Origin of the sequence: Mesorhizobium sp. WSM4906 (assembly GCF_029674625.1) — a bacterium.
Lineage (GTDB): Bacteria > Pseudomonadota > Alphaproteobacteria > Rhizobiales > Rhizobiaceae > Mesorhizobium.
The window spans coordinates 71,784-94,893 of record NZ_CP121355.1 but is presented as its reverse complement, the minus strand read 5'-3'; the positions used below and the strand labels follow the sequence as shown (position 1 = coordinate 94,893).

The window sequence follows — 23,110 nt, the reverse complement described above, 5'->3', positions numbered from 1 at the left end:
AGCCGCTTCTCCATTGTTGTTCACCGGCGCTGAAATCATCTTCTTTGGAATTCGGGCGCGATCAGCAGCAGCGCCAGGCCCTGCTGCTTGGATTCGGCGCGCGCGACCGCTTCTCGCGTCTCGGCCGAAGCTGAGGCGCCGATCAGGGTGGAAAGCATGGCGTCGGGATTGCCGACGTTGTCGGCCTGTCGCGCGGCTTGCCACGCGATGTCGAGGCGCGTCTTCAGGCCCTCGGCCGAAGCCCAGTTGTCCGTCCGGTCGGAAAAGCCGTTCGGCCCGGGCGGCTGCCAGAGCGGCTCGCCCAGCGCCCTTAGCCAGCGAAGCGTGCGTTGCGGCTCGTTGCCGGCGCTTGCGCCGATGGCACGCCGGACCGCCACGACATAGTCGAACGGCGAGCGCAGTTTTGTCAGCGGCATCGACCAGGCTTCGGGCAGATCGACCAGGGCGAGCGCCAGCGCGCGCAGGTCGCCGTCCGTCTTGGTGAAGACTTCGGCGAGATGCGCGACCGACTGAGGGGAAGGATCGTCGGCGAGGAAGTGGCGCGCGAGCTTGGTGGCGATGTGCCGCGCGGTCGCCGGCTGGCGGGCGATGTCGTTCAGCGCCGCCTCCGCCTGGCCCATGCCGCCGGCCGGATAGGTCTTGCCGAGCAGCACCGCCTCGCCAGGCTGATGCGCATTGGCGTTGAAGACGAAAGTGCCGGGTTCGCCGAGCCGCCCCTTCCGTCCCGCGATCGTCCAGCCGGTCAGCATGCCGGCGAAACTGGTGACGTCGGCTTGGGAATAGCCGCTGCCGACGCCGAGCGTATGCAGTTCCAGGATCTCGCGGGCGAGGTTCTCGTTGAGGCCGCGGCCGCGCCTTTTGCCGGCGCGGGAATCCGGCCCGATCGACTGCTGGTTGTCGAGATAGAACAGCATCGCCGGGTGATGCTCGACCGCCAGCAGCATGTCGGCGAAGCGGCCGAGCACGAAGGGCCGGATCGCCTCGCGCTCGAAAGCGCCGGCGCAGGCCCGCACGATCTGGCCTTTGGCGACCGAGACGCAGAAATGGTTCGACCAGAAACCGACCAGCCGTTCGACGAAGCCGGGTGCGGCACCGAGCGCCCTGTCGAAACGGGCTTGGGCTTCATCCCTGTAGATATCGGCCTCGACCGGCGGCGCGACCGGCTTCTCCTTTGCGTCGGTCGGGTTGTCCGCAGTGTCGGTCGCAGGCTGCATGGCGGGCGCCGCTTTCGCAACCCGCGCCGCCTTGCGTTCCGCGGCGGCGGCCATGCTGGCCTGGATCGCGGCGGTGCTGTCCAACAGTCCGGCATTCTTCGAAGCGTCGGCCGGGATGAGCGCGATGTCCTGCTGCTTGAGCTCCGCCTTGAGATAGCCGCGCGGGTCGGCCGCGATCTTGCCGAGATCGTCGTCGGGTCTCGCGCCGAGCCCGAAGCGATTGAGCGCGACAAGCGCCGGATCGGGCGGAGCGGGACTTGAAGCGGATAGGGCCAACGCAGCCTCCGTCGCGGGCCGACGCAGGTCGCGCCGGCCGCATGTCCTAATTGTCGAAGCGCCTCATGATGTCGGCACTGGCATCATGAGGCTGGCAGCGGCCTACCAGCGGCGCCAGTGGTGCCAGCGGTGATACGGATGCCAGGCCGGGCCGATATAGACGCGCGGTCCGCCCCAATAGTAATAGCCCGGATAGATCACGCGGCGATTGGGCACGCAGTGTCCCCACCGGTTGGGGTGCCAGCCGGGGCCGCAGCCCCAGGCGACATGCTCGACGATTGCCGGGGCCGCAACCGGCGCGATCGGCGTCGCCGAAGCGGCGCTTGCGGCAACCGTCCCGCCGACGGCGAGCGCGGCAGCGAGCGAATATTTCGTCAGACCGTTCATGGGATACTCCCGAAGTTCTCGAGGTTGAAGAGAACCTGCCCGCGTTCTCGCGGGCAGGCCTGTCCCTCTTTCCCTTGAACGGAGGCGGCGGCGGTTTCCGTCGCTGGTCAGGGTGTATTTTTTGCCGGGATCGGCCGCTGCCTGCCGACATGCCGCAGCAAGGCGTCGGCCAGCAGCTTGCGGTCCTCCGGCGAGCTCGACGCGGCGAATTCGACGATACGCTGTTCGAGCCGGCTGCGGATGGTGGCGTCGGCGTTGCGCGCCCGCTCCAGGGCGGCGGCCAGCGCGTTGGTGTCGAGCGTCGGCTGTTGCAAGAGGTTTGCCGCCTCGCGTCGTGCCTGCTGCCCGTCGAGGATGATTTGCCTCGACTCGCGGCGCACCTCGCGCAATGCCTGGCGGAACGCCTTGCGGTCGTTGGCGGGAAGCTGCCCGCCGGCCGATTCCAGCGAATAACCCACTCCCGAACGGCCGATCAGCCAGCCTGCACCGCTGGCGACAGCACCGATCAGAAAGACGTTAAGCACCAGCGATGCCACGAAAAGACGAGTGTTCATAGGTCCTCCGTGTCGGCGTCGGGACCGGCATCGCCGAACGACGTTGCGTTGGCATCCATCGCATAATGGTCTGACGGGGCGTCCGGAGCGACGACGGTGACCAGCGCCAGCCCGGCCACGGCGCCGGCGAGGCCGACGCCGGCCAGCCCGAAGCCCAGCCACCAGAACCGGCGATGCCGTCCCTGCCTGACCTCGGTAGCCGCCTTGGCAACAATCGCAGCATGCAACCAATGGCTAGGGGCTTCAGTGCGATGCCGGTCGAGTATGGCGTCGAGCCTGCCGGCGCGCTCGAGGATGGCGCGGCCCTCCTCGCTCTCGGCAAACAGCATGGCGGCAGCCTGCTCGGCCCGCGGCCAGCGATGCAAGGCGCTGCCATAGGCGCCCGCCAGCGCGGCGAAGCGCCGGGCATCCATCTGCCGGTCGCCGCTCTTCCGGTTCTCAGCCATCTCGTTTCCCCTTCCACGGTATTGACGTGGCCCCCCGAGTCGCAGTCCCAACCACTGCAAGGTGCTCAGTCATCGCCATCATCTCCGACGAGCATGGCCTGCAGCGAACGCCGGCCGCGCGCGAGCAGGCTTTCCAGCGCATCGACGCTGACCTGCATGGCGCCGGCGGCCTCGATATTGGACATCTCCTGATAATAGACCAGCACGATCGCCTCGCGCTGGCGCGGCGCGATGCGCTGCAAGGCCTGCTGGACGCGCCGGCCTTCGTCTCCGGGAAGGGCATCGGGCAGCGGCGCCTCATCGGCCACCTCCGGCAGTTCGTCCGTCGTCCATTCGCGGCGTCGCCGCAGCCGGTCGTAACAGAGGTTGAGCGCCACCCGGTGAATCCAGGTGTCGAAACGCGCGCGCCCCCGGTGCCAGCCCGAGGCATGGCGCCAGATGCGCACGAAGGTCTCCTGGGCGACGTCCTCGGCCTCGGCCGCATCGCCGAGCATGCGGGTGGCAAGCGAAAGCACGCGCGGCAGCTTGCGCGCCACCATCGCCTGCACGGCGGCTTGGTCGCCGGCACCGATGCGCCGTACCAGTTCCTCGTCCGGATCGGCGCCCATCAAGCTGGGCGCTCCCGATGATCATTGTGCTGCATGACCTCTCGGTCATTGCTCCTGATTGGGAGCGGTTTTGTGGCCCGGCCGCTCGTCGGCGACGAGCACGCCGTCGCCGTTCTTGTCGAGCCTGGCGAAGCGTTTGGCGAGGAAGGCATCGAGCTCGGACTTGTCGACGAAGCCGTCCTTGTTGGTATCCATGCGCGCGAAGGCTTTGGCCGGATCGCCCTTGGCCTTGCGCTTTTCCTGGAACGCCGTCCACTCGGCGAGGCTGACCTTGCCGTCGCCGTCGGTGTCGGCAGCCATGAACGCCTTTTCCCGGCGCGCCTCGAACTTCTCCAGCGTGGTGCCGGGCTTGGCGGAGGCGGAAGTTGGGGCGCTTGGCGCAGGTTGGGCGGGGGCAGGCGTCGTTGTCTGGGCGGCCGCGGCGGCGGCCTGCAGGCCAAGGACAACGACTAGGAAAATACGGCGGATCATGCTCTCGTCTCCGGTTGCGCGCGGCCATTGGCGGCCGCGCTTCAACCGTTGAACGCGCTGACAGGGAAAATCCGTCGGTCGTTCCGCCAAACGAAACCGGCGGGTCCGGCAGCGCCGGAAAGCAGCCCGTCGGGGGCCGAAAACCTATTTCCGTTCGTCGACCACCACCAGCTGGTCCGACTTGAAGCCGGCATGCTGCGGGGTCCAGACGTCGCCCTCGCGGTTGAACCAGTGGCAAAGAAAAGTGCCCGAGGCAGCGCCATCGCTCACTGTCATGTCCGGGCCTCCGGATTTCAGCCTGACGACGTCTCCAGTCTTGAAACCATTGGGCATTTTGACCTCCCATGCTGACATCGGGAGTTTCCCACCAACAGCGGTTCCCGACAATGGCCGAGATGCGTCGACAAAATGGTACAGGGCTGGAAATACAGGGAAAACTGGTGCCGCTTGCGTGACTCGAACACGCGACCCCATCATTACGAATTCTGTGGCGGGCCTTCCTGTGGGCAATCGCAGACTATCGAAGGTGGCGGCCGACGCCGCGATTTCAGCCGCCTTTACAGCAGTTTGGTAGACAACGATAATATCAGCGGCAACTGGCACCTATCGCGCGACGACGTGTCCCGATCTGTGTCCCAATGACAGGAGGACGAGGCTGAGGCCTTCCGGCGCCTCTGCAGCGACCCGGACGCCATCCTGGTCGCTTGGACCGCGCCGGCGTCGTCGCACGAGGGCGCCACGGCGGCGCTGCGCCTCGCCCGGGAGGTGCTGGAGGAGAACCATGGCGAACCGATCGTCAGAAGCCTCCTGGCGGCGGCGCTGGCGTTCTTCGAAAGCCCCCAGCGCATGAGCACTCCCGTACTAGGGGAGTGCTCTACCACTGCTGCCGAAAAGGCGGTCAGGACGGCTGAGGCGTGCGTGGCTCTCTTGCTCGAGGGACTCGGGCCAGAGGCCGCCGCGCGCGTCGCCGCGGCCGCGCTGCAGCCAGAAGTCATTATGGCTGCTCAACCGCCAGAATATTGGTCCGCGCGCTTCGCGGCGCGCGGCCTGCGCATGTCCCCCAGATGGCTGCGCGAAAAGGTTCTCAAAGCCGGTCTTTGCTACCACGTCGACAAAAGGGTGCTCATCTCGCCCAAGCAGCTCGACGAGCTCTTCCTCTGGCGGAAATCCTCACGGGAGAGGGATGATCCGACGGCGCCAGCGAAGCCAAGCAAGGCCTACAAACGCGCTCTCGCCGCCCTGCAAGCTCGGAAGAACGCGAGCAAAAAGCGCCCGACATAGGCCGTGCGCAAAATTGCGGAATTGGAAACCATGTGAATCTCTTTCTGGGGGGACTCCACTTTTCGTTTCCATTGTGATACCGCCTGTAGTACTATGAATAGGAAAAAGCTTGCCAAGCTATGGAAGGAGATCGCGAACGCGAGACGATCGTTGCTGGACAGCGGGGATCTCGAAGGACTCGCTTCGTTGGCGGGCCGCACTACCTACTCAGGCAGCAATCACGTGATGTGGCTGTCTCCTTTTCAAGGGCATCGGCCCTTCCCAATTTCGCGGCACGGGGGTGGAGCGAAAGTTGGATACCAGGCCCAGAAGGTCATTCTGGATCACCTCGAAGCCGATGCCGCAGCTTGGGAAGATCTCTTAGACGCACAGGAAAGGGCAACGGGGGCGCAAGGTGACGGTGAGTGCAATGGTAACGGAGATTCTTAAGAAGCCTTATGGGCGGATGGTAATCCCCGATCCCGAGGGCGGTTTTTCCGCCGAGATTGTTGAATTTCCAGGCTGCATCGCTATGGGCGATACGGCGGCGGAAGCGTTGGAAAATCTAGAAGAAGTGGCCGTAGACTGGATTGGTGCGGCGCTTTCCCAAGGCCAAGAAATTCCCGAACCGATGCAGGCTGCAGGCTATAGTGGCAAGTTGGTGCTGCGCATGCCTAAGAGCCTCCATCAACGGGCGGCGCTGTACGCAGACCGCGATGGGGTAAGTCTCAATCAGTTTATCGTTACGTGTCTCGCGGAACAGGTCGGTTCCCGAGCTCGACCAATAATCCTGCCGGTACAATCTGCCGCGACGGTGTCGCTGGAGGTGAACTTTACGAACGTTGTGAATTTCTTGTCCAACCAGGGTTCGTTCAAAGTCGCCTCCGGAGCGACGTACCTTCAAATGCCAACCAAGGGCTTTGCAGATGCCTGACATCAAGCAGTACGAGTTCACCTATAAGGAAGTCCTTGAGGCGCTGGTTAAGCAAGCAGGCCTCCATGAAGGTAAGTGGCAGTTGGTGCTAAATTTCGGACTGGCCGCGGCCAATATGGGGCCTACTCCTTCTCAGGTGGTGCCAGGCGCTGCAGTTGCGGTCGCAGGCATTGGCCTGATGAAGGCGGTAGCTGACTCTCCAGAAGCTTTGGTGATCGACGCCGGAGAGGTTAACCGTGCGGCCTAGCACGGATTTCACCCGGCGGCTGTCAAAGGGGACTGGAGCAGCGGGCTGGCCGATTCCTCAGGTTTCAGGCCCGGTCGACTTTTGACAGGCCTTAGACGGATTTGGCCTCGGCTCGCCCTGAAAATCTTCCCGCATGGAATACTTTCTCGTCGAGTGAGAGCTTGAGCGGCGCTTGAGTTTTTTCCTGACAGGTACCTGACGAAATCGCTGCTTTGGCATTGTGGTGCAGGGCGCGCAGCCTCGACCTGCGTCCGACGGTCGTCGAGGCTGTCAGGAAAACAGCTCAAGCTTCATCGGCGCCTCGAGCACCAGTCGACGCGCTGCATCATAGGCGTCCAGTTCGCTCTCGAGCCAGAACCGGCGCCGGCCGCGCCAATGCGGCTGCGGGAACCTGCTCGACCGATCGTCGAGTCGTCGATCGAGTGTGGTATCGGAGATCCTGTAGCGGCGGCAAACCGCCGCTGTGTCGAGTTCGCGCTTCGGCTTTGTGACCAGATCATCAAGGGCTCCAAGCGCCCGGTTCAAATTGTTCCAACGTGGAATGTTTTCGCTTAGCCAGCGTCTTAGACGGATAGGAATTCCCCGCTAAAAGTCCAGCGACCCTTGAAGCCGTGGGGGCCTTCCCAGAGCTTTCCAGAGAGGAGCTGTTGCAGGCGGCGCCCATATGCGCGCATCAGAAAGATGTAGCCGGTCCAGATTGCCGCCGTCATCGCCGGCTCTGGCTCGGATTCCTCGACCGAGAGCGCGCATGGATATCGGGCCCAGGACTCCAGCCCTTGCTCGAACGCCGCCAACGCACCTCGGTGCCGCGTCTTGTATGGGATGAGAGTCGACTGCGCATGGAGCCCTGTCAGCGAGTGCGATCGAAGGTTCTTTGCGAGCCTACCGTTCGAGATCCAATGTGGATGCTCATAGACCAGGAATGCCTTGATCGCGTTCTCAAGCGCAAATCCTCCGAGCAAAAACCGGGCTTTGTTAGATTCGTCCCACTGACCGATTACCCGGCCTTGCCCATCGCGCTGGATGAGCAAGCCCTTTGGGTCCTTGCTGGCAAGCGCGATCGCCTGAAGGTGTAGGCTATCGGCAGCGAGCAGCCAGCTATGAGGGTTCGCGTCCATTGCGAACTGGTAGTTGACGTCCTGCTCCCGACGCTTCGCCATCGGTTTGTGTCCCGGAATGTGTCTTGAAAGGGTGGCGGTGAAGGGGTTTGCTGAAGCGTAGACCCTGAAACCTTTGGAAAACTGGTGCCGCTTGCGTGACTCGAACACGCGACCCCATCATTACGAATGATGTGCTCTACCAACTGAGCTAAAGCGGCCCGGGAAGCCGCTGGGCTTCCAAGATGCGCCGGTTGATAGACTCAACCGTCAGCTAATTCAAGATGGCTGGCGGCGAAATCCTGCGCCCGTGCGCGCCAATTCCCGTCGGCTGCTGCCGCATGACGGCGTCAGGCTCGCGCCAGCGCGGCTTGGCGGAAACCGGCGGGCTGGCATTTCGTTCACCCCGGCTGATCCGGCAACGGCGACAAAAAATGTTGATTCTTCAAACAAAAACGCCGAAATGGGCACTGGATGCGTCGGCTAGGCAGCCGCTCGCCCGTTGATTGATTGGTCGCCTGCGGCTAACGATCGATGAACTGTGAGCGAACGCGCAGAGGGAGCTCGCTTGGACGCCATCGAGAAAGCGATCCGCAACGCCTTCGAGAAAGGCAATGCCGAGGACCGGGTGTTTCGCGAGAAGGTCTATCGCTCGGCCTTCGCCGCGCTGGACCGCGTCCTGCAGGCCAATCCGAATGTGACGGTGGAGGCCGCCATCAACCGCCGCAAGGCGGTGCAGGCCAAGATCGCCGAGATCGAATCCGAATTCCTGCCGGCCGTTCAGGCCGTTCCGGATGTGACGCTTCCGCTGGACAGCGGCACGTCCGCCGGCAACGCCGCGCCGGCGCCCGCGGTCGATACGCCGAGCCGGTCTTCCGCGCCGTCGGTGGATGTGCCGCGGGGTTCCGACCAGGCGGTGCCGTCGCCGTCGATCATCATCGATGGTCCGGTGCAGCCCGACGCGTCGGACGCGCCGCGCTCGCGCGTGCTGCCGCGCGTGCCCGACATCATGCCGGACGAAACGCTTCCCGACGCGCCGACCCTCGATGATTCTCCCGGAGCGTCGGTCGGCAACGGGGCCGAAGTGGCGCCGGATCGCGACGAACGGCGGATCCGCGGACGGCGCCTGCCGCTCACCGCCATCTTCGTCGCGGCGACGCTTATCGCGGCCGCCGGCATCGGTCTCTACTTCGCCCAGCAGACCGGCGTCTTCAAGACTGCGGCCGAGCTCAACACCGGTCCGCCGGAGCCGGAGCCGACGCTGGAAGGGGAGGAGTCTTCGCAACCCACCGAACCCGGCTCGCCGCAAAAGTCGGGCGAGGCGGATCAGTCGAAGAACTGGGTCAACGTCTTCTCGCCCAGCGATCCGACCCATGTCAGCACGCCATCGGATGCCGCCGCCGACGTGATGAAGGACGACACCGGCCAGTTCCTGCGCATCCGCTCCGGCGCGTCCGGCTCGGCGATCGCCTTCGACGTCGGCCAGGGCGTGCTGGAAAAGCTCGCCGGCAAGCACGCGATGTTCGACATCATCGCCCGCTCGGAAGAAGGCAAGGAGACGCAGATCTCGGTCGACTGCAATTTCGGCGAGTTCGGCGATTGCGGCCGCAAGCGCTACGCGGTCGGCCACGAACGCAACGAGTACCTGTTCGACGTCCAGTTCCCGAACAAGCAGCCGGGGGCCGCAGGTACCATCGCGGTCAATTCCGACTTCGACAAGCAGGGCAAGTCCGTCGACATCTACGAGATCCGCGTTTCGATCGCGGAATAGATTGGTCTTTCGGCGCGCGGCAAGCTTGCCGCCGCCAGTGCTTCACCCCACCCGCGCCTTCGGCGCGACCTCCCCATCAAGGGGAGGTAGAGGGTCAGCGCCAACCCCTACCTCCCCTTGATGGGGAGGTCGGCGCGAAGCGCCGGGTGGGGTGAAGCACCGGCGTTGGATTTTGCTAGCGGTCGAGCAGCGCCTGCAGCGTCTCGATGCGGTCGGCCTCGGCGGCCGGCTTGTCCCAGCGCAGCCGAGAGATGCGGGGAAACCGCATGGCGACGCCCGACTTGTGCCGCGTCGAGCGGTTGAGGCCTTCGAACGCCACTTCCAGCACCAGCCCGTTCTTGCGGTCGGCCCGCACCGAGCGCACCGGGCCGAAACGCTCGACCGTGTTGTCGCGGACATATTTGTCGATCTGCCGCAGTTCCTCGTCGGTGAAGCCGAAATAGGCCTTGCCGACCGGCACCAGCTCTTCCGCGCCTTCCGGTCCGGCCCAGACGCCGAAAGTGTAGTCGGAATAGAAGCTCGAGCGCTTGCCGTGGCCGCGCTGCGCATACATCAGCACCGCGTCGACCGTGTGCGGGTCACGCTTCCACTTGAACCACGGACCTTTCGGCCGGCCGGCGAGATAGGGCGAATCCCAGCGCTTCAGCATCACCCCTTCGATGATCGGATGCGGCGGCGCTTGGCGCAGCCGCTCGAGTGCCGCCCAATCCGGAAACTCGACCAGCGGCGAGAGGTCGAAGCGGCTGGGGTCGAGCGTCCCGACGAAGGCTTCGAGGCGGGTTCGGCGCTCGGCGAAGGCGAGGCCGCGCAAATCCTCGCCGTCGATCTGCAGCGCGTCGTAGCAGCGCATGAAGGCCGGATATTGCTGCTGGATTTTCGGCGACACGCTCTTGCGGTTCAGCCGCTGCTGCAGGTCGGAAAAGGTTCCGGTCGCCTCGCGCGGATCGCCGACCAAGAGCTCGCCGTCGAGCGCCGCCTCGAAATCCATCGCCGCGGCAAGGTCGGGAAAGGCGCTGGAGACATCGTCGCCGGTGCGCGAATAGAGCCGTCGGATGCCGCCCTCGCACACCGCCTGGACGCGGATGCCGTCCCACTTCCACTCCGCCGCATAGTCGGCGTGGTTGAGCTTTTCGAGATCTCCGTCGTCGACCGCATTGGAGAGCATCACCGGGCGGAACAATGCGAGCGCCGCGCTCCTCGGTTTTTCCGCCCGTCCTTCCAGCCACGCGAAAAGCTCGGTGTAGGGCGGCGTCAGCCCGTGCCAGAGCTCCTCGATCTCGACGATATCGACTTGGCCGAGATCGGCCAGCGCCTGCTTGGCGAGCCGCGCCGACACGCCGATGCGCAGGCCGCCGGTCACCAGCTTGATGATGGCGAAGCGCGCCGAGATGCCGGCGCTGTCGAGCAGCCGCGCCAGCACCTGCGGCCCGTCGGAGCGGCTCGCCGCCTGCAGCTTGCCGACCACTTCGGCCAATGTCGGCGCGTGGTTCGGGAGATGGCCGGCCGGCTGCGGCCAGACCAGCGACACCGTCTCGGCGAGATCGCCGACATAGTCGTAGGAATAGCCGAACAGCACCGGATCCATGCGCTCGACCACCAGCGCGCGCAGCATCGCCGGCTTCACCGCCGCGATCGAGAGGTCCCCGGTGATCGCCGCCAGCGCCAGCCCGCGGTCGGGGTCCTCAACGCCGCGGAAGTAATCGGTGAGCAGCGTCAGCTTGCCGTTGCGCGACGGCGTCAGGACGAGACGGTCGAGGAGCTCGGCGAAGCGGTTCATGCGCGACACGCCAATGGCGAAGGCCGGCGCGAGGCCCCCCTCTCTGTCCTGCCGGACATCTCCCCCTCAAGGGGGGAGATTGGACGTCGCGTCGGCTTTCGCCAATCTTCGGCGCCGGTAGAGAGGGGCCGGCGTTCAAGCTGCCAATCTCCCCCCTTGAGGGGGAGATGTCCGGCAGGACAGAGGGGGGTGTCGTAGAACTCGGCGGTGACGATTGCCGAACCGTGTTGCATCAATCGCCCTCGTCCTCGTACCCCACCAGATGCAGCGGCCTTGCCGCGATTCCCTCCAGCTCGCACCAGCGCACCAGCGCTTCCTCGCGGCCGTGCGTCACCCAGATCTCCTCGGCGCCCGTTTCCTTGATCGTGGCGATGAGCTCGTTCCAGTCGGCATGGTCGGAAATGATCAGCGGCAGCTCGACGCCGCCTTGCTTGGCGCGCTGACGGATGCGCATCCAGCCTGAAGCGAAGCAGGAGATCGGGTCGGGGAAGCGCCGCGCCCATCGGTCGGCGAATGCCGCCGGCGGGCCGACGACGATGGCGCCGGTGAAATCGGCCTTGCCGCCACTCTCGACCGTTGCCGGCTCGATCTCGCCGAGATCGATGTGCTGGCTCTGGTAATATTCGCTGAGCTTGGCCAGCGCGCCATGGATATAGATCGGCCTGTCGTAGCCGGCGTCGCGCAAAAGCCGCATCACCCGCTGCGCCTTGCCGAGCGCATAGGCGCCGATCAGATGCGAGCGCTCGGGAAACTGCGCCGCCGATTTCAGCACGCGCGCGATCTCCTCATGGTCCGGGGGATGGCGGAACACCGGCAGGCCGAAGGTCGCCTCGGTGATGAAGACATCGCACGGCACCGGCTCGAACGGCAGGCAGGTGGCGTCCTTCTGCCGCTTGTAATCGCCGGAGGCGACGATGCGCATGCCCTGGTGCTCGACGCAGATCTGCGCCGAGCCCAGCACGTGCCCGGCCGGATGGAAGGTGACGGAGACGCCATTGATATCGATCGTCTCGCCGAGGATCGCTGCCTGCGTCGTGCCGGCGAAATCCTCGCCATTGCGCAGCCCCATGATGTCGAGCGTCTCTTGCGTCGCCAGCACCGAGCGGTGGCCGGAGCGCGCATGGTCGGAATGGCCGTGCGTGATCAGCGCGCGGCCCACCGGCCGCACCGGATCGATGAAGAAATCGCCTGGCGGGCAGTAGAGCCCTTCCGGTCGTGGCTTGAGCAGGTCGCTGGCGCGCATGGCTTGAAGATAATGGCTAAATTCTCCGCGGGAAGCCTGTTGCAAGAGGCTGCTGACTCGTCCTACAGCCGGCCGCCGGTCCGCTTTGCCGGTTGGATCCCTCAACCATGAAACCGCTTCAGGCCTCGTCCGGCGATCTGAACGCCGACCGTCGCGCCGACTTCGCCGAGATGCTGCTGGCTTCCGGCGAGCCCGCGCAGGCGGCGGAGCTTTTGCTCGGCGCGCTGGAACTGGCGCCGCAATGGCCGGCGGGATGGTTTCGTCTCGGCGAAATGCAGGAGGCTGCGGGTCTTCTCGGCCAAGCCGCCCAGGCCTGGACGATGGCGCTGAAGCTCGATCCCACGGACCGGCTGGGCGCCTCTCTCAAGCTGCAGTTGATCGGCCATGCGCCGGCGGCAGCGGCTCCGCCCAGCGCTTTCGTCGAAACCCTGTTCGATCACTATGCCGACAGGTTCGAGGAATCGCTGGTCGGAAAACTCGGCTACCGGATGCCGGACTTTCTCGACCGGGCCATTAGCGCGGCAAGGCCGGGCCGTTTTCACCTGGCCCTCGACCTCGGCTGCGGCACCGGCCTGATGGGCGAAAGGCTGCGTCCGATGGTCGATCGGCTCGAAGGCTACGACATCTCGGCCAGCATGTTGCGGAAGGCGAGGACCAAGGGCATCTACGATCTTCTGACCAAGGCCGACCTTCAGCATTTTTCCTATGACGGCGCGAAAGTCGATCTCGTGGTCGCGGCCGACGTCTTCATCTATGTCGGCGCGCTCGACCGCATCGTCGGCGCGATTGCCGGCGCATTGGCCGATGGCGGCCTGTTCGCGTTCTCGGTCGAGACGCTTGCGGATGGGGGCGACTTCGCGCTGCTGCCGTCGCGGCGCTACGCGCATTCCGAGGCTTATGTGCGGTGCGTTCTCGCCGCCAGCGGGTTTTCCATCCTGTCGCTCGATCCAGCCGTCATCCGCCAGGATCGGAGCGAGCCGGTAGAAGGGTTGGCTGTGGTAGCTGGGAAAGGCCACGCGGTGTAAAAGGATCGTCAACGCTGCGGTCCTTCCCACCCCCTCTGGCCTGCCAGCCATCTCCGCAAGGGGGAGATCGGATGTCGCGGCCGCTTTCGCCAATCTCCAGCGCAGCAGGCCGCAGCTGCCAATCTCCCCCTTGCGGGCCCTTGCGGGGGAGATGTCCGGCAGGACAGAGGGGGGTGCTGTCCCGCCGACCTTCGTATTGATCCTGTGCTACGAAGAAAGCCCGAATCGCTGCCCGCGAAAAAGCCCGAATCGCGTGTCGGGGTGATACCGGGCGGATACTGCACGGAGGGAACCCATGCGCTGGAACATGGTTGCGTTGGCGTCTTGCCTGATGGTGGCGGGCTGCGTCGGGGGCACCTCGATGGCCGAACGCCAGGACGAGGCCGTGCAGTCCTCGCTGCAATATGACGATGTGCCTTGCGACCAATTGGTGGCGCAGCGCAATCAGGTGGCGCAGCAATACAATCTGCCGATCACTGCCAAGCCGAACTTCTCCAACCCGGCGATGGGTTTCGGCCCGTTCATGCCGGACATGCGCTCCAAGGCGAAGCGCGACAGCGACAAGGCGAGCGGCGAGATCGACGCCATGAGCCGCTCGATCGACCGCCGCGACTGCGGCAAGCCGAAGAAGAAGGACAAGTTCGCGCTGCCGGCCTCGAAGCCGACTTCGCCGGCTCAGTAGCCCGCTTCGCGGTCGACTAGGTTCTCGAGCTTTTCGCCGCGCTCGAAGGCCGCCATCTGCCTAAGCATGATCGGCACCAGATGGGCGGGATCCGAGGTCGCCGCCGCATGCGGCGTCACGAACACCTTCGGATGGCTCCACAGCGGGCTTGTCTTCGGCAGCGGCTCGACTTCGAACACGTCGAGGCTCGCTTCCTTCAGCGTCCCGTCGTCCAGCGCGCGCAGGATGTCGGCATCCTTCTGCAGCCGCCCGCGCCCGGCGTTGATCAGCACCGCGCCGCCGAGGCCGTTGCGCCTGCGCAATTCCTTCAGTACGCCGTAGTTGACGATGCCTTGCGTGCGCGGCGTCAGCGGCAGCAGCACCACCAGGATGTCGGTGGCGTTGAGGAACGGGATCAGCCCCGCCTCGCCGGAATAGGTCGAAACGCCCTGCATCGGGCGCTCGCTGCGCGACCAGCCGTTGACGGCGAAGCCGAGCGAGAGCAGCACCGAGGCCGAGGCGCGGCCGAGATGGCCGAGCCCCATGATGCCGACGGAGATGTCGCCGGCCGGCCGCTGCGGCGGCTCGTGCCAGATCTTCTTCTGCTGCTGCGTGCGGTAGAGCATGCCCTGGCGATGGTGATCGAGCACACGCCAAACGACATATTCGGTCATGTATTGCGTGAGATTGTCGGCGACGATCCTGACGATCGGCACGTCGGGCAGGCCTGGATCGGCGAAGATGTGATCGACGCCGGCGCCGATCGAGAAGATGGCGCGCAGATTGGGCAGCGACGACAAGAGGTTGGGTTTCTGCTTCCACACCACCGCATAGGCGATCGAGGGATCGCTGGGACCGTCGGGCTCCAGCACCACATCACGCTCGGCCGCGAGCAGTTCGCGCCAGCGCTGCGGGTGAAAGCCGGTGAGGGCAAGCAGGACTTTGCCTTTTTCCATTCGCGGAGTGTCTTCCCTGTATTTCGGGTCGGTCAGCCTATTCGCTGACCACGCCGGTCGGCGCGGTCTCGATCCGGAACGCGGCCGAGATCAGCGCCCGGGTATAGTCGGTTTGCGGGCTGCCGAAAATCTGTTCGGACGGTCCGGCTTCGACGATCTGGCCATTGCGCATGACGATGACGTCATTGGCAAGGGCGCGGATGACTTTCAGGTCGTGGCTGATGAAGAGATAGGCCAGGTTGTGCCTGGCCTGCAGGTTGCGCAAAAGGTCGACCACCTGCGCCTGCACGCTCATGTCGAGCGCCGAGGTCGGCTCGTCGAGCATGACGAAGCGCGGATTGAGCACCATGGCCCGCGCGATGGCGACGCGCTGGCGCTGGCCGCCCGAGAATTCATGCGGATAGCGGTGGCGGGTTTCGGGATCGAGCCCGACTTCCTTCAGCACGTCGACCACCTTGTCGTCGCGCTCGTCGGGGGAGAGTTTCGGCTCGTGGATCTTCAGCCCTTCCTCGATGATCTCGGCGACCGACATGCGCGGGCTGAGCGATCCGAACGGGTCCTGGAAGACGATCTGCAGCTCGCGCCGCAGCGGCCGCATGGCGCTGAAGGAAAGCTCGTTGATGTCGCGGCCGTTGAAATTGATCGCGCCCGTCGAGGAGATCATCCGGGCGAGCGCCAGGCCGAGCGTGGTCTTGCCGGAGCCGGATTCGCCGACGACGCCCAGCGTCTGGCCGGCGCGCACGGTGACGTCGATGCCGTCCACCGCCTTCACGTGATCGACGGTGCGGCGGAAGAAGCCGCGCTTGATCGGGAACCAGACCTTGATGTCCTTGCCGGTCATCACCGCCGTGGCATTGGCATTCGCCGCCGGCGGCTTGCCCTTCGGCTCGGCGGCCAGGAGGTGCTTCGTGTAGGCGTGCTGCGGGTTGGCGAAAATCTCCTTGGTCGGCCCGGTCTCGACTATTCTGCCCTTGGTCATCACGCAGACGCGATCGGCGATCTTTCTCACGATGCCGAGGTCGTGGGTGATGAACAGCATCGACATGCCCTTGCGGCTCTTCAGGTCCGCGAGCAGTTCGAGGATTTGCGCCTGCACGGTGACGTCGAGCGCCGTCGTCGGCTCGTCGGCGATCAAGAGTTCCGGCTCGTTGGCCAGGGCCATGGCGATCATGACGCGCTGGCGCTGGCCGCCGGAGAGCTGGTGCGGATAGGCGTCGAGCCGCTTCTGCGGATCGCGGATGCCGACCTCGGTCAGCAATTCCAGCGTGCGCGCGCGGGCCTGCCGGTCGCCCAGCCCCTGATGCAGCGACAGCACCTCGACGATCTGCTGCTCGATCGTGTGCAGCGGATTGAGCGAGGTCATCGGCTCCTGGAAGATCATGGTGATCTTGTTGCCGCGCACGCCGCGCAGCGTCCTTTCGTTGGCGCTCAGCAGATCGGCGCCGTGGAACAGGATCTTCCCCGAGGGATGGCTGGCCGCGGGGTAGGGCAGAAGTTTCAGCACCGAGAGCGCGGAGACCGATTTGCCGGAGCCGGATTCGCCGACCAGCGCCAGCGTCTCGCCCCTGGCGATGTCGAAGGAGATGCGGTCGACGGCCGTCGACTGGCTGCCGCCTTGCGCGAAGGCGACGCTCAAATCGCGGACGGAGAGCAGGGCTTCGCTCATTTGAACGTCTTGCGCGGATCGAAGGCGTCGCGCGTCGCCTCGCCGATGAAGACCAGCAGCGACAGCATCAGCGAGATCACGATGAAGCCGGAGATGCCGAGCCATGGCGCGTTGAGATTGCGCTGCGCCTGTTTCAGCAGCTCGCCGAGCGAGGCGGAGCCGGGCGGCAGGCCGAAGCCGAGATAGTCGAGCGAGGTCAGCGTCGAGATCGAGCCACTGAGCAGGAAGGGCAGGAAGGTCAGCGTCGCCACCATGGCGTTGGGCAGGAGGTGGCGGAACATGATGGTGAGGTTGGGTACGCCGAGCGCGCGCGCCGCGTTGACATATTCGAAGTTGCGCGCGCGCAGGAATTCGGCGCGCACCACGCCGACCAGCGCCACCCAGGAGAACAAAAGCATCAGACCGAGCAGGATGAAGAAACCGGGCGGCAGGATCGCGGAGACGATGAGCAGCAGATAGAGCACCGGGATCGCCGACCAGATCTCGATGAAGCGCTGGAACAGAAGGTCCGTCCAGCCGCCGAAATAGCCCTGCACCGCGCCCGCCGCGACGCCGATCAGTGATGAGCCGAGCGTCAGGATGAGCCCGAACAGCACAGAGATGCGGAAGCCGTAAAGCACGCGCGCCAGCACGTCGCGCGCCTGGTCGTCGGTGCCGAGCCAGTTCCAGTTGCCGACGACGCAGTTGGGATCGGCCTCGCCTTGCGGATACTGGCTGCAGCGCGCCTTCTTGTCATAGAGCCAGGACGGCTTGGCGGGCGCCGCCTCGGGGATGGCGTTGTTGACCGTCTGGTAGGAATAGCGGACCGGCGGCCAGATCATCCAGCCATTGGCATTGATCTCGTCCTGGATGACCGGATCGCGATAGTCGGTGACGGCATAGAAGCCGCCGAACTTCTCTTCCGGATAGGCGACCAGCACCGGGAACAGGATCTCGCCCTTGTAGGAGGCGATGATCGGCTTGTCGTTGGCGATCAGCTCGGAAAACAGCGACAGCACGAACAGCAACAGGAAGATCCACAGCGACCAGTAGCCGCGCCGGTTCGCCTTGAAGTTCTGCAACCGCCGCTGGTTGAGCGGCGACAACCACGGCCGGGCGGCACGAGCCGGCTTGGTTTCGGCCGAGACTGCCGCCATCAGACGTCTCTCCGCTCGAAATCGATGCGCGGATCGACCCAGGTGTAGATCAGGTCCGACAGCAGGCCGACGAACAGGCCGAGCAGCGAGAAGATGTAGAGATTGGCAAAGACGACCGGATAGTCGCGGTCGATCACCGACTTGAAGCCGAGCAGGCCGAGGCCGTCGAGCGAGAAGATGTTCTCGATCAGCAGCGAGCCGGTGAAGAAGGCCGAGATGAAGGCGCCGGGAAAGCCGGCGATGACGATCAGCATGGCGTTGCGGAAGACGTGGCCGTAGAGCACCTTGCGCTCCGACAGGCCCTTGGCCCGCGCCGTCACCACATATTGCTTGCGGATCTCCTCGAGGAAGGAGTTCTTGGTCAGAAGCGTCGTCGTGGCGAAGGCCGACAGCACCAGCGCCGTCAGCGGCAGCGTCATGTGCCAGAAATAGTCGAGGATCTTGTCCGGCCAGGACAACTGGTCCCAATTGTCGGAAACGATGCCGCGCAGCGGGAACCAGTCCCAGAACGAGCCGCCGGCGAAAAGCACCATCAGGAGAATGCCGAACAGGAAGCCGGGGATGGCGTAGCCGACGATCACCACGCCGCTCGTCCAGACGTCGAAGGTCGAGCCGTCCTGCACCGCCTTGCGGATGCCGAGCGGGATCGAGATCAGGTAGGACAGAAGCGTGATCCACAGCCCGATCGAGATCGACACCGGCATCTTTTCCAGGATCAGGTCGAGCACCGAGATGTCGCGGAAATAGCTGTCGCCGAAATCGAAGCGGGCATAGTTCCACAGCATCATGCCGAAGCGTTCGAGCGGCGGCTTGTCGAAGCCGAACTGCTTTTCGAGCTTCTTGATGAATTCGGGGTCCAGCCCCTGCGCGCCGCGATATTTCGAGCTGACATCGCCGGCGACATCGAGATTGGTGGCGCCGGCATCGCCACCGCCGCCGCCGAGACGATCGGCGCCGCCCTGGTTGGTGAGCTTGGCGATGACCTGCTCGACCGGGCCGCCCGGCGCGAACTGGATGACGGCGAAGGAGATCGCCATGATGCCGAACAGCGTCGGGATCATCAAAAGGATGCGGCGCAGGATATAGGCGCCCATCAGAAATTATCCTCCTTCGGGAGAACCGCTGTGTCTGTGGGTGATCCCAAGGCAATCGCTTCAGACCAATTGTAGACGCCGGCGCCGCCCCTCATTGTCCTGCCGGACATTTCTCCCCGTATAGTGACGGGGAGAAATGGGCTGGCCGCAATCTCGGCGCTCTTATTGCGATGCTCGTGATTGGCGAAACCGCCGACGAAAGCCCCCCTCTCCCCGTCCCTACACGGGGAGAGGATGCCGGCAGGCAGGTGAGGGGCGGCGCCGACGTCCGCAAGAAAGTCACCCTTTGCCAATCTTTGCCGCCTTCTCCTTGTCGATCCACCACGTCGTCTCGACCGGAAAGCCGAAATCGGGTTTCTGCTCTGGAAAGCCGAACATGTCCCAATAGGCGACGCGGTGATTCGCGAGATAATATGTTGGAATCCAGTCTAGCCGCGCGCGCAAGACCCGGTCGAGCGCTCGGAGCACCGTAACGAGCTCTGCCCGATTGCCGGCCTTGCCCACTGCCACGATCAGCGCGTCGATGGCCCGGCTCTCGGTGCCTGGATAGTTGCGCTGCCCCGGGATTTTCGCCATTCGCGAGTCGTAGAGCATCTCCAGCCCGTCGGCAGTGGGCGTTGCCCCTATCGACCAATGGAGCAGGTTGAAATCGAAGTCGAAATCGCTCTGCCGCTGTTCATACTGCGTCGAATCGACTTGCCGGATGGACGCGTCGATCCCAATCGCCTTCATATTCTCAAACCATTTGGTGAAGAGACGGACGATGCCATCGTCCTCGGCGAGCATTTCCACGCGCAGCCGCTCCCCCTTTTCATTGACGACGAAATCGCCTGTTCGCTTCCAGCCGGCTTCGGCAAGCAGTCTTGAAGCCTTGCCCATCAGCTTGCGGTCGCGACCCGAACCGTCGGATACGGGCTGCATCACCGGCTCGCCGAACGTCTCTGGCGGCAATTCGGCCCGAAAAGGCTCCAGCAGGGCCAGTTCCTGGGGAGATGGCAGTCCTTCGGCCTTGTAGTCCGAGCGTTCGAAATTCGATTGCGAACGCTCGTAAGAGCCAAAAAACAGGACGCGCTTGGTCCATTCGAAATCGAAGCAGTTGGCGATCGCTTGCCTTACGCGCACATCACGGAATTGCGCGCGACGCTGATTCAGCGCGACGGCCTGCATATCCGGCGATTTCTCGCCGGGAAATTCCCGTTTGACGACCTTGCTCTCCTTAAGCGCCGGAAAGTCATAGCCGGTTGCCCACACCCGCGAGGTAAATTCCTCGCGGAAATGGGTGTCGCCCTTCTTGAAGGCCTCAAATGCGGCCTGGCGGTCGAGATAGAAGTCGATACGAATGCGATCGAAATTGTTAACACCACGGTTCACGGGGAGATCGCGGCCCCAATAGTCGGCGACGCGCTCATACTCGACGGTCTGTCCTGCCACGACGCGTCCTATCTTGTATGGTCCGGAACCGAGCGGCGGCGTCATCGTCGAGGCATCGAACTCATTGGCCGTGTAAAAGGCCTTGGACACGATCGGCATCACCACGACCGAAAGAATGTTCTGCGCGGATTGTTCGCCGTTGAAGGTGAGGTTGAGGGTGACGGCATCGATGGCAACCGCCTCCGTCATATAGCGCAGCGCCTTGGACAGGTTTGGATGGCCTTGGTCCTTGTACAGCTTCAAAGCGAAGGCGACGTCGTCGGCGGTCAGAGGCGTGCCATCGTGGAATCTCGCTTGCGGTCTTAGGGCGAAGCGGAAGCCGTTGCGGTCTTGCGACAAGGTAACGGACTCCGCAAGCAGACCGTAGACGGCATCCGGCTCATCGAGCGCGCTTGTCATCAGCGAGTCGAAACAGAGTTCGGTGCGCGGCGGTGAATCTCCCTTCAACACCAGGGAATTCAGGGTGTTGAAGGTTAGAAAGCTTTGATTCAGAGTTGCGTTCGGTGGTGCGAAATTCATCTGGCCGCCCTTTGGGGCGCCCGGATTGACATAGTCGAAATGCGTGAAGTCGGGCTTGTATTTGAGATCGCCGAAAGCCGACAGGCCATGCACCTTCACGCCCGTCGGAATGGCGGCAAAGGCGCGGCCGGGAAGCAGTGCCCTGGCCGCCGTTGCAGCGCCGAGCGCCAGGAAGTCGCGACGAGGAAGCATTGTCTGCCGCCTCATCAATTGAGCCCCTTGTACTTGGCGGCCAGCGCCTTCTCCTTCGCTGTGTCGACCCACCAGGAATCGATGTCGGCGCCACGGTAGCTGGGCTGCTTTTCCGGCATGCCGAACTTGTTCCAATAGGCGAGCCAAACCACCGCGCGGTAGTATTGCGGCACGACATAGTAGTTCCACAACAGCACCCGATCGAGCGCATGGGTGGTGGCGACGAGATCGTCGCGGTCGGTGGCGAAGATGATGCGGTCGACGAGCGCGTCGACCACCGGGTTCTTGATGCCGGAATAGTTGCGCGATCCCGGCGTGTCCGCCGCCTTCGAGCTCCAGAAATCGCGCTGCTCGTTGCCAGGCGATTCCGATTGCTGGAGTATGCTGGTGACGACGTCGTAGTCGAAATTGTTGACGCGGTTGATGTATTGCGTCTGGTCGATGATGCGCAGCGTGGCATCGACGCCGATCTTGCGCAGGTTTGCGATCCACGGACTGGCGATGACCTGGTCGGTGTCGTTCGAGCCGAGTATCTCGAACTTGAAGGGCTGGCCGGTCTTGGCATTCACCATCTTGCCGCCCTTGATGACCCAGCCTGCCTTTGCAAAAAGGTCGACCGCCTGCTTCAGATTCTTCCGCTCCGCTTGCGGTGAATCGTAGACCGGCAGCTTGAATTCCTGCGTGAACAGCTCCGGCGGCAGCTTGTCGCGATACTTCTCCAGGATTTCGAGTTCCTTGCCTTGCGGCAGCCCGCTCGACGCCAGCTCCGTGCCCTCGAAATAGCTGTGGGTGCGCGTGTTCGAATTGTAGAACAGCGTGCGGTTCATCGTTTCGAAGTCGAACGGATAGGTCAGCGCGGCGCGCACCAGCCGGTCCTGGAACAGCGGCCGCCGCTGATTGAGCACGAAAGCCTGCATCGGCTCGGGCGAGGTGGTTTTGAATTCCTTTTTGATCACGTCGCCGGCGTTCACCGCCGGAAAGTTGTAAGCCGTCGCCCAACGCCGCGAACTGTTTTCCGGCTTGATGTCGTCGAGCCCGCCCTTGCTGAAGGCTTGCCAGGCGGCATTGTCGTCCAGGATATAGGTGAAGCGCTGGGTATCGAAATTCTCGCGGCCGATCTTCACCGGCAGCTTGGCGCCCCAATAGTCGGTCACGCGCTGCCAGACGATCTCCGAGCCCGGCTTGAAGCTGGCTATTCTGTAGGCGCCGGAGCCGAGCGGCGGTTCGAGCGTCGGCCTTGTGATGTCGCGCTTCTTGCCGCTGGCATCGGTGCCCTCCCACCAGTGCTTCGGCAAAACGACGAGGTCGCCGAGGATCTTGGGCAGTTCGCGATTGCCTTTCTGGTTGAAATGGAACTCGACCTCGCGGTCCGATATGGCGACCGCTTCGGTCACGTTCTCGAAATAGCGATTGTACATCGGGCTGTTGGCCTTCAGCACCTGGAACGACCAGACCACGTCGTCGACGGTGATCGGCTGGCCGTCATGCCACTTGGCTTGAGGGTTGAGCCGGTAAGTAGCCGACGAATAGTCGGACGGGTATTTGTAGGCCTCTGCGACCAGCGGGTGGCTGACGCTGCCCTCATCGGTCGCCTGGTCCATCAGCGTGTCGTAGAGCAGGCCGCCGCCGAACTGCGCGAAGCCGGAGGCTGGCGATCCCTGCACGATGTAGGGATTGAAGCTGTCGAAGGTGCCGGTAACCACGGAGTTGTAGGTGCCGCCCTTTGGAGCATCCGGATTGACGTAGTCGTAGCGCTGGAAATTGTCGCCGTATTTGGAGGGGCCGATCAGCGAGGAAGTCGTGTGCCATTCGTCGGCGAAGCTGGCCTGCAGGCTCGCGGCGAAAGCAACCGCCAGCATCGATGCGAAAAACGTTCGGGAGCGGCCAACCGTCATGCGTTCTCCTCGTCGCGAGCTCTGAAGCGTTCATCGTTTCACGGAAACGACGACCGCTCCTTCGCTTTGTTTCGACGCAATTCCGGACGGAAAACCGGTTCCCACTTTTCCTGGAATTGCTCTGCCCACCGGCAATCTAGATCATTTGACGCCGGTGAAAACCGCAAGCGCCGGCTTTTGTCGCCGCATATGCGGTTTTCCTAACAGAAAAGCCGGGACGAACCCGGCTTTTCCAAGGTGTCTTCATGAC

The 23,110-nt window shown here is 64.0% G+C and carries 23 protein-coding genes and 2 tRNA genes; 6 read left to right on the top strand and 19 right to left on the bottom strand.

Going from position 1 to position 23,110, the window contains the following annotated elements; genetic code table 11:
* Positions 1-35: 35 nt before the first annotated feature.
* From QAZ22_RS00470 to QAZ22_RS00435, 8 genes are all read right to left on the bottom strand, one after another.
* The gene (locus tag QAZ22_RS00470; protein ID WP_278204993.1) at positions 36-1,490 is read right to left on the bottom strand and encodes a DUF1800 family protein; all 1,455 of its coding nucleotides are present in this window, start codon (positions 1,488-1,490) and stop codon (positions 36-38) included.
* A gap of 102 nt (positions 1,491-1,592) precedes the next feature.
* Entirely contained in the window at positions 1,593-1,877 is a 285-nt protein-coding gene (locus tag QAZ22_RS00465; protein WP_278204992.1) for a hypothetical protein, read from the bottom strand.
* A gap of 107 nt (positions 1,878-1,984) precedes the next feature.
* Positions 1,985-2,431: a periplasmic heavy metal sensor gene (locus QAZ22_RS00460; RefSeq protein ID WP_278204991.1), complete on the bottom strand. Its 447-nt coding sequence runs from the start codon at positions 2,429-2,431 to the stop codon at positions 1,985-1,987.
* Positions 2,428-2,877, bottom strand: coding sequence for a hypothetical protein (locus tag QAZ22_RS00455; protein WP_278204990.1), 450 nt, complete (start codon positions 2,875-2,877; stop codon positions 2,428-2,430). Before QAZ22_RS00455 ends, QAZ22_RS00460 begins: the two co-directional genes overlap by 4 nt.
* A gap of 65 nt (positions 2,878-2,942) precedes the next feature.
* Positions 2,943-3,485, bottom strand: a complete 543-nt coding sequence (locus QAZ22_RS00450; protein ID WP_278204989.1) for an RNA polymerase sigma factor — start codon at positions 3,483-3,485, stop codon at positions 2,943-2,945.
* A gap of 45 nt (positions 3,486-3,530) precedes the next feature.
* A complete protein-coding gene (locus QAZ22_RS00445) occupies positions 3,531-3,956 on the bottom strand; it encodes an acid-shock protein (RefSeq protein ID WP_278204988.1) in 426 nt (141 codons plus the stop codon).
* A gap of 144 nt (positions 3,957-4,100) precedes the next feature.
* Positions 4,101-4,289 carry a DUF2158 domain-containing protein gene (locus QAZ22_RS00440; RefSeq protein WP_278204987.1) on the bottom strand — a complete coding sequence of 63 codons (189 nt, stop codon included), beginning with the start codon at positions 4,287-4,289 and terminating at the stop codon, positions 4,101-4,103.
* 475 nt (positions 4,290-4,764) lie between these two features.
* Positions 4,765-4,844 (bottom strand) — tRNA-Thr (locus QAZ22_RS00435).
* 30 nt (positions 4,845-4,874) lie between these two features.
* On the opposite strand from QAZ22_RS00435, the gene QAZ22_RS00430 reads away from it, so the two are divergent.
* From QAZ22_RS00430 to QAZ22_RS00420, 3 genes are all read left to right on the top strand, one after another.
* Positions 4,875-5,237 (top strand): hypothetical protein, encoded by a 363-nt coding sequence (locus QAZ22_RS00430; RefSeq protein ID WP_278204986.1) that lies wholly within the window; start codon positions 4,875-4,877, stop codon positions 5,235-5,237.
* 409 nt (positions 5,238-5,646) lie between these two features.
* Positions 5,647-6,150: a type II toxin-antitoxin system HicB family antitoxin gene (locus QAZ22_RS00425; protein WP_278204985.1), complete on the top strand. Its 504-nt coding sequence runs from the start codon at positions 5,647-5,649 to the stop codon at positions 6,148-6,150.
* On the top strand, positions 6,143-6,397 hold the full coding sequence (locus QAZ22_RS00420) for a hypothetical protein (RefSeq protein WP_278204984.1): 255 nt from the start codon (positions 6,143-6,145) through the stop codon (positions 6,395-6,397). The genes QAZ22_RS00425 and QAZ22_RS00420 overlap by 8 nt, the downstream gene beginning before the upstream one ends.
* 270 nt (positions 6,398-6,667) lie before the next feature.
* Here the strand turns inward: QAZ22_RS00420 and QAZ22_RS00415 are convergent, their stop codons facing one another.
* The 3 genes from QAZ22_RS00415 to QAZ22_RS00405 all read right to left on the bottom strand — a co-directional run bounded on the left by QAZ22_RS00415 (position 6,668) and on the right by QAZ22_RS00405 (position 7,715).
* Positions 6,668-6,922: a hypothetical protein gene (locus QAZ22_RS00415; protein ID WP_278204983.1), complete on the bottom strand. Its 255-nt coding sequence runs from the start codon at positions 6,920-6,922 to the stop codon at positions 6,668-6,670.
* Positions 6,923-6,960: 38 nt separating this feature from the next.
* Positions 6,961-7,665, bottom strand: coding sequence for a hypothetical protein (locus tag QAZ22_RS00410; protein ID WP_278204982.1), 705 nt, complete (start codon positions 7,663-7,665; stop codon positions 6,961-6,963).
* Positions 7,640-7,715, bottom strand: a tRNA-Thr gene (locus QAZ22_RS00405). Before QAZ22_RS00405 ends, QAZ22_RS00410 begins: the two co-directional genes overlap by 26 nt.
* Before the next feature lie 347 nt (positions 7,716-8,062).
* On the opposite strand from QAZ22_RS00405, the gene QAZ22_RS00400 reads away from it, so the two are divergent.
* Entirely contained in the window at positions 8,063-9,265 is a 1,203-nt protein-coding gene (locus QAZ22_RS00400) for a hypothetical protein (protein ID WP_278204980.1), read from the top strand.
* Between the two features lie 175 nt (positions 9,266-9,440).
* Here the strand turns inward: QAZ22_RS00400 and QAZ22_RS00395 are convergent, their stop codons facing one another.
* Both QAZ22_RS00395 and QAZ22_RS00390 read right to left on the bottom strand, forming a co-directional pair.
* The gene (locus QAZ22_RS00395; RefSeq protein ID WP_278204979.1) at positions 9,441-11,042 is read right to left on the bottom strand and encodes a cisplatin damage response ATP-dependent DNA ligase; all 1,602 of its coding nucleotides are present in this window, start codon (positions 11,040-11,042) and stop codon (positions 9,441-9,443) included.
* A gap of 232 nt (positions 11,043-11,274) precedes the next feature.
* The gene (locus QAZ22_RS00390; protein WP_278204978.1) at positions 11,275-12,285 is read right to left on the bottom strand and encodes a ligase-associated DNA damage response exonuclease; all 1,011 of its coding nucleotides are present in this window, start codon (positions 12,283-12,285) and stop codon (positions 11,275-11,277) included.
* Positions 12,286-12,392: 107 nt separating this feature from the next.
* Here QAZ22_RS00390 and QAZ22_RS00385 point away from each other — a divergent pair, with 107 nt between their 5' ends.
* Together QAZ22_RS00385 and QAZ22_RS00380 are read left to right on the top strand one after the other, a co-directional pair.
* The gene (locus QAZ22_RS00385; RefSeq protein ID WP_278204977.1) at positions 12,393-13,310 is read left to right on the top strand and encodes a methyltransferase domain-containing protein; all 918 of its coding nucleotides are present in this window, start codon (positions 12,393-12,395) and stop codon (positions 13,308-13,310) included.
* 295 nt (positions 13,311-13,605) lie between these two features.
* Positions 13,606-13,992, top strand: coding sequence for a hypothetical protein (locus QAZ22_RS00380; RefSeq protein WP_278204976.1), 387 nt, complete (start codon positions 13,606-13,608; stop codon positions 13,990-13,992).
* Here the strand turns inward: QAZ22_RS00380 and QAZ22_RS00375 are convergent.
* From QAZ22_RS00375 to QAZ22_RS00350, 6 genes are all read right to left on the bottom strand, one after another.
* Entirely contained in the window at positions 13,986-14,927 is a 942-nt protein-coding gene (locus QAZ22_RS00375; protein ID WP_278204975.1) for a glyoxylate/hydroxypyruvate reductase A, read from the bottom strand. The genes QAZ22_RS00380 and QAZ22_RS00375 overlap by 7 nt on opposite strands.
* 37 nt (positions 14,928-14,964) lie before the next feature.
* Positions 14,965-16,593: an ABC transporter ATP-binding protein gene (locus QAZ22_RS00370; protein ID WP_278204974.1), complete on the bottom strand. Its 1,629-nt coding sequence runs from the start codon at positions 16,591-16,593 to the stop codon at positions 14,965-14,967.
* Positions 16,590-17,729 carry an ABC transporter permease gene (locus QAZ22_RS00365; RefSeq protein ID WP_278076056.1) on the bottom strand — a complete coding sequence of 380 codons (1,140 nt, stop codon included), beginning with the start codon at positions 17,727-17,729 and terminating at the stop codon, positions 16,590-16,592. The genes QAZ22_RS00370 and QAZ22_RS00365 overlap by 4 nt, the downstream gene beginning before the upstream one ends.
* Positions 17,729-18,823 (bottom strand): microcin C ABC transporter permease YejB, encoded by a 1,095-nt coding sequence (locus QAZ22_RS00360; RefSeq protein ID WP_278076057.1) that lies wholly within the window; start codon positions 18,821-18,823, stop codon positions 17,729-17,731. Before QAZ22_RS00360 ends, QAZ22_RS00365 begins: the two co-directional genes overlap by 1 nt.
* 279 nt (positions 18,824-19,102) lie before the next feature.
* Entirely contained in the window at positions 19,103-20,965 is a 1,863-nt protein-coding gene (locus QAZ22_RS00355; RefSeq protein ID WP_278207754.1) for an extracellular solute-binding protein, read from the bottom strand.
* A 14-nt stretch (positions 20,966-20,979) separates the two neighbouring features.
* Complete coding sequence (locus tag QAZ22_RS00350) at positions 20,980-22,860, bottom strand: extracellular solute-binding protein (protein WP_278204973.1); 1,881 nt, start codon at positions 22,858-22,860, stop codon at positions 20,980-20,982.
* Positions 22,861-23,110 lie beyond the last annotated feature (250 nt).

Excerpts from the sequence above, each read along its gene's own strand:
- QAZ22_RS00445 (WP_278204988.1), bottom strand. The coding sequence starts at position 3,956 with ATGATCCGCCGTATTTTCCTAGTCGTTGTCCTTGGCCTGCAGGCCGCC.
- QAZ22_RS00455 (WP_278204990.1), bottom strand. The coding sequence starts at position 2,877 with ATGGCTGAGAACCGGAAGAGCGGCGACCGGCAGATGGATGCCCGGCGC.
- QAZ22_RS00465 (WP_278204992.1), bottom strand. The coding sequence starts at position 1,877 with ATGAACGGTCTGACGAAATATTCGCTCGCTGCCGCGCTCGCCGTCGGC.
- QAZ22_RS00425 (WP_278204985.1), top strand. The coding sequence starts at position 5,647 with ATGGTAACGGAGATTCTTAAGAAGCCTTATGGGCGGATGGTAATCCCC.
- QAZ22_RS00385 (WP_278204977.1), top strand. The coding sequence starts at position 12,393 with ATGAAACCGCTTCAGGCCTCGTCCGGCGATCTGAACGCCGACCGTCGC.
- QAZ22_RS00440 (WP_278204987.1), bottom strand. The coding sequence starts at position 4,289 with ATGCCCAATGGTTTCAAGACTGGAGACGTCGTCAGGCTGAAATCCGGA.
- QAZ22_RS00460 (WP_278204991.1), bottom strand. The coding sequence starts at position 2,431 with ATGAACACTCGTCTTTTCGTGGCATCGCTGGTGCTTAACGTCTTTCTG.
- QAZ22_RS00365 (WP_278076056.1), bottom strand. The coding sequence starts at position 17,729 with ATGGCGGCAGTCTCGGCCGAAACCAAGCCGGCTCGTGCCGCCCGGCCG.
- QAZ22_RS00380 (WP_278204976.1), top strand. The coding sequence starts at position 13,606 with ATGCGCTGGAACATGGTTGCGTTGGCGTCTTGCCTGATGGTGGCGGGC.
- QAZ22_RS00370 (WP_278204974.1), bottom strand. The coding sequence starts at position 16,593 with ATGAGCGAAGCCCTGCTCTCCGTCCGCGATTTGAGCGTCGCCTTCGCG.
- QAZ22_RS00355 (WP_278207754.1), bottom strand. The coding sequence starts at position 20,965 with ATGCTTCCTCGTCGCGACTTCCTGGCGCTCGGCGCTGCAACGGCGGCC.
- QAZ22_RS00450 (WP_278204989.1), bottom strand. The coding sequence starts at position 3,485 with ATGGGCGCCGATCCGGACGAGGAACTGGTACGGCGCATCGGTGCCGGC.
- QAZ22_RS00390 (WP_278204978.1), bottom strand. The coding sequence starts at position 12,285 with ATGCGCGCCAGCGACCTGCTCAAGCCACGACCGGAAGGGCTCTACTGC.
- QAZ22_RS00375 (WP_278204975.1), bottom strand. The coding sequence starts at position 14,927 with ATGGAAAAAGGCAAAGTCCTGCTTGCCCTCACCGGCTTTCACCCGCAG.
- QAZ22_RS00350 (WP_278204973.1), bottom strand. The coding sequence starts at position 22,860 with ATGACGGTTGGCCGCTCCCGAACGTTTTTCGCATCGATGCTGGCGGTT.
- QAZ22_RS00360 (WP_278076057.1), bottom strand. The coding sequence starts at position 18,823 with ATGGGCGCCTATATCCTGCGCCGCATCCTTTTGATGATCCCGACGCTG.
- QAZ22_RS00420 (WP_278204984.1), top strand. The coding sequence starts at position 6,143 with ATGCCTGACATCAAGCAGTACGAGTTCACCTATAAGGAAGTCCTTGAG.
- QAZ22_RS00395 (WP_278204979.1), bottom strand. The coding sequence starts at position 11,042 with ATGAACCGCTTCGCCGAGCTCCTCGACCGTCTCGTCCTGACGCCGTCG.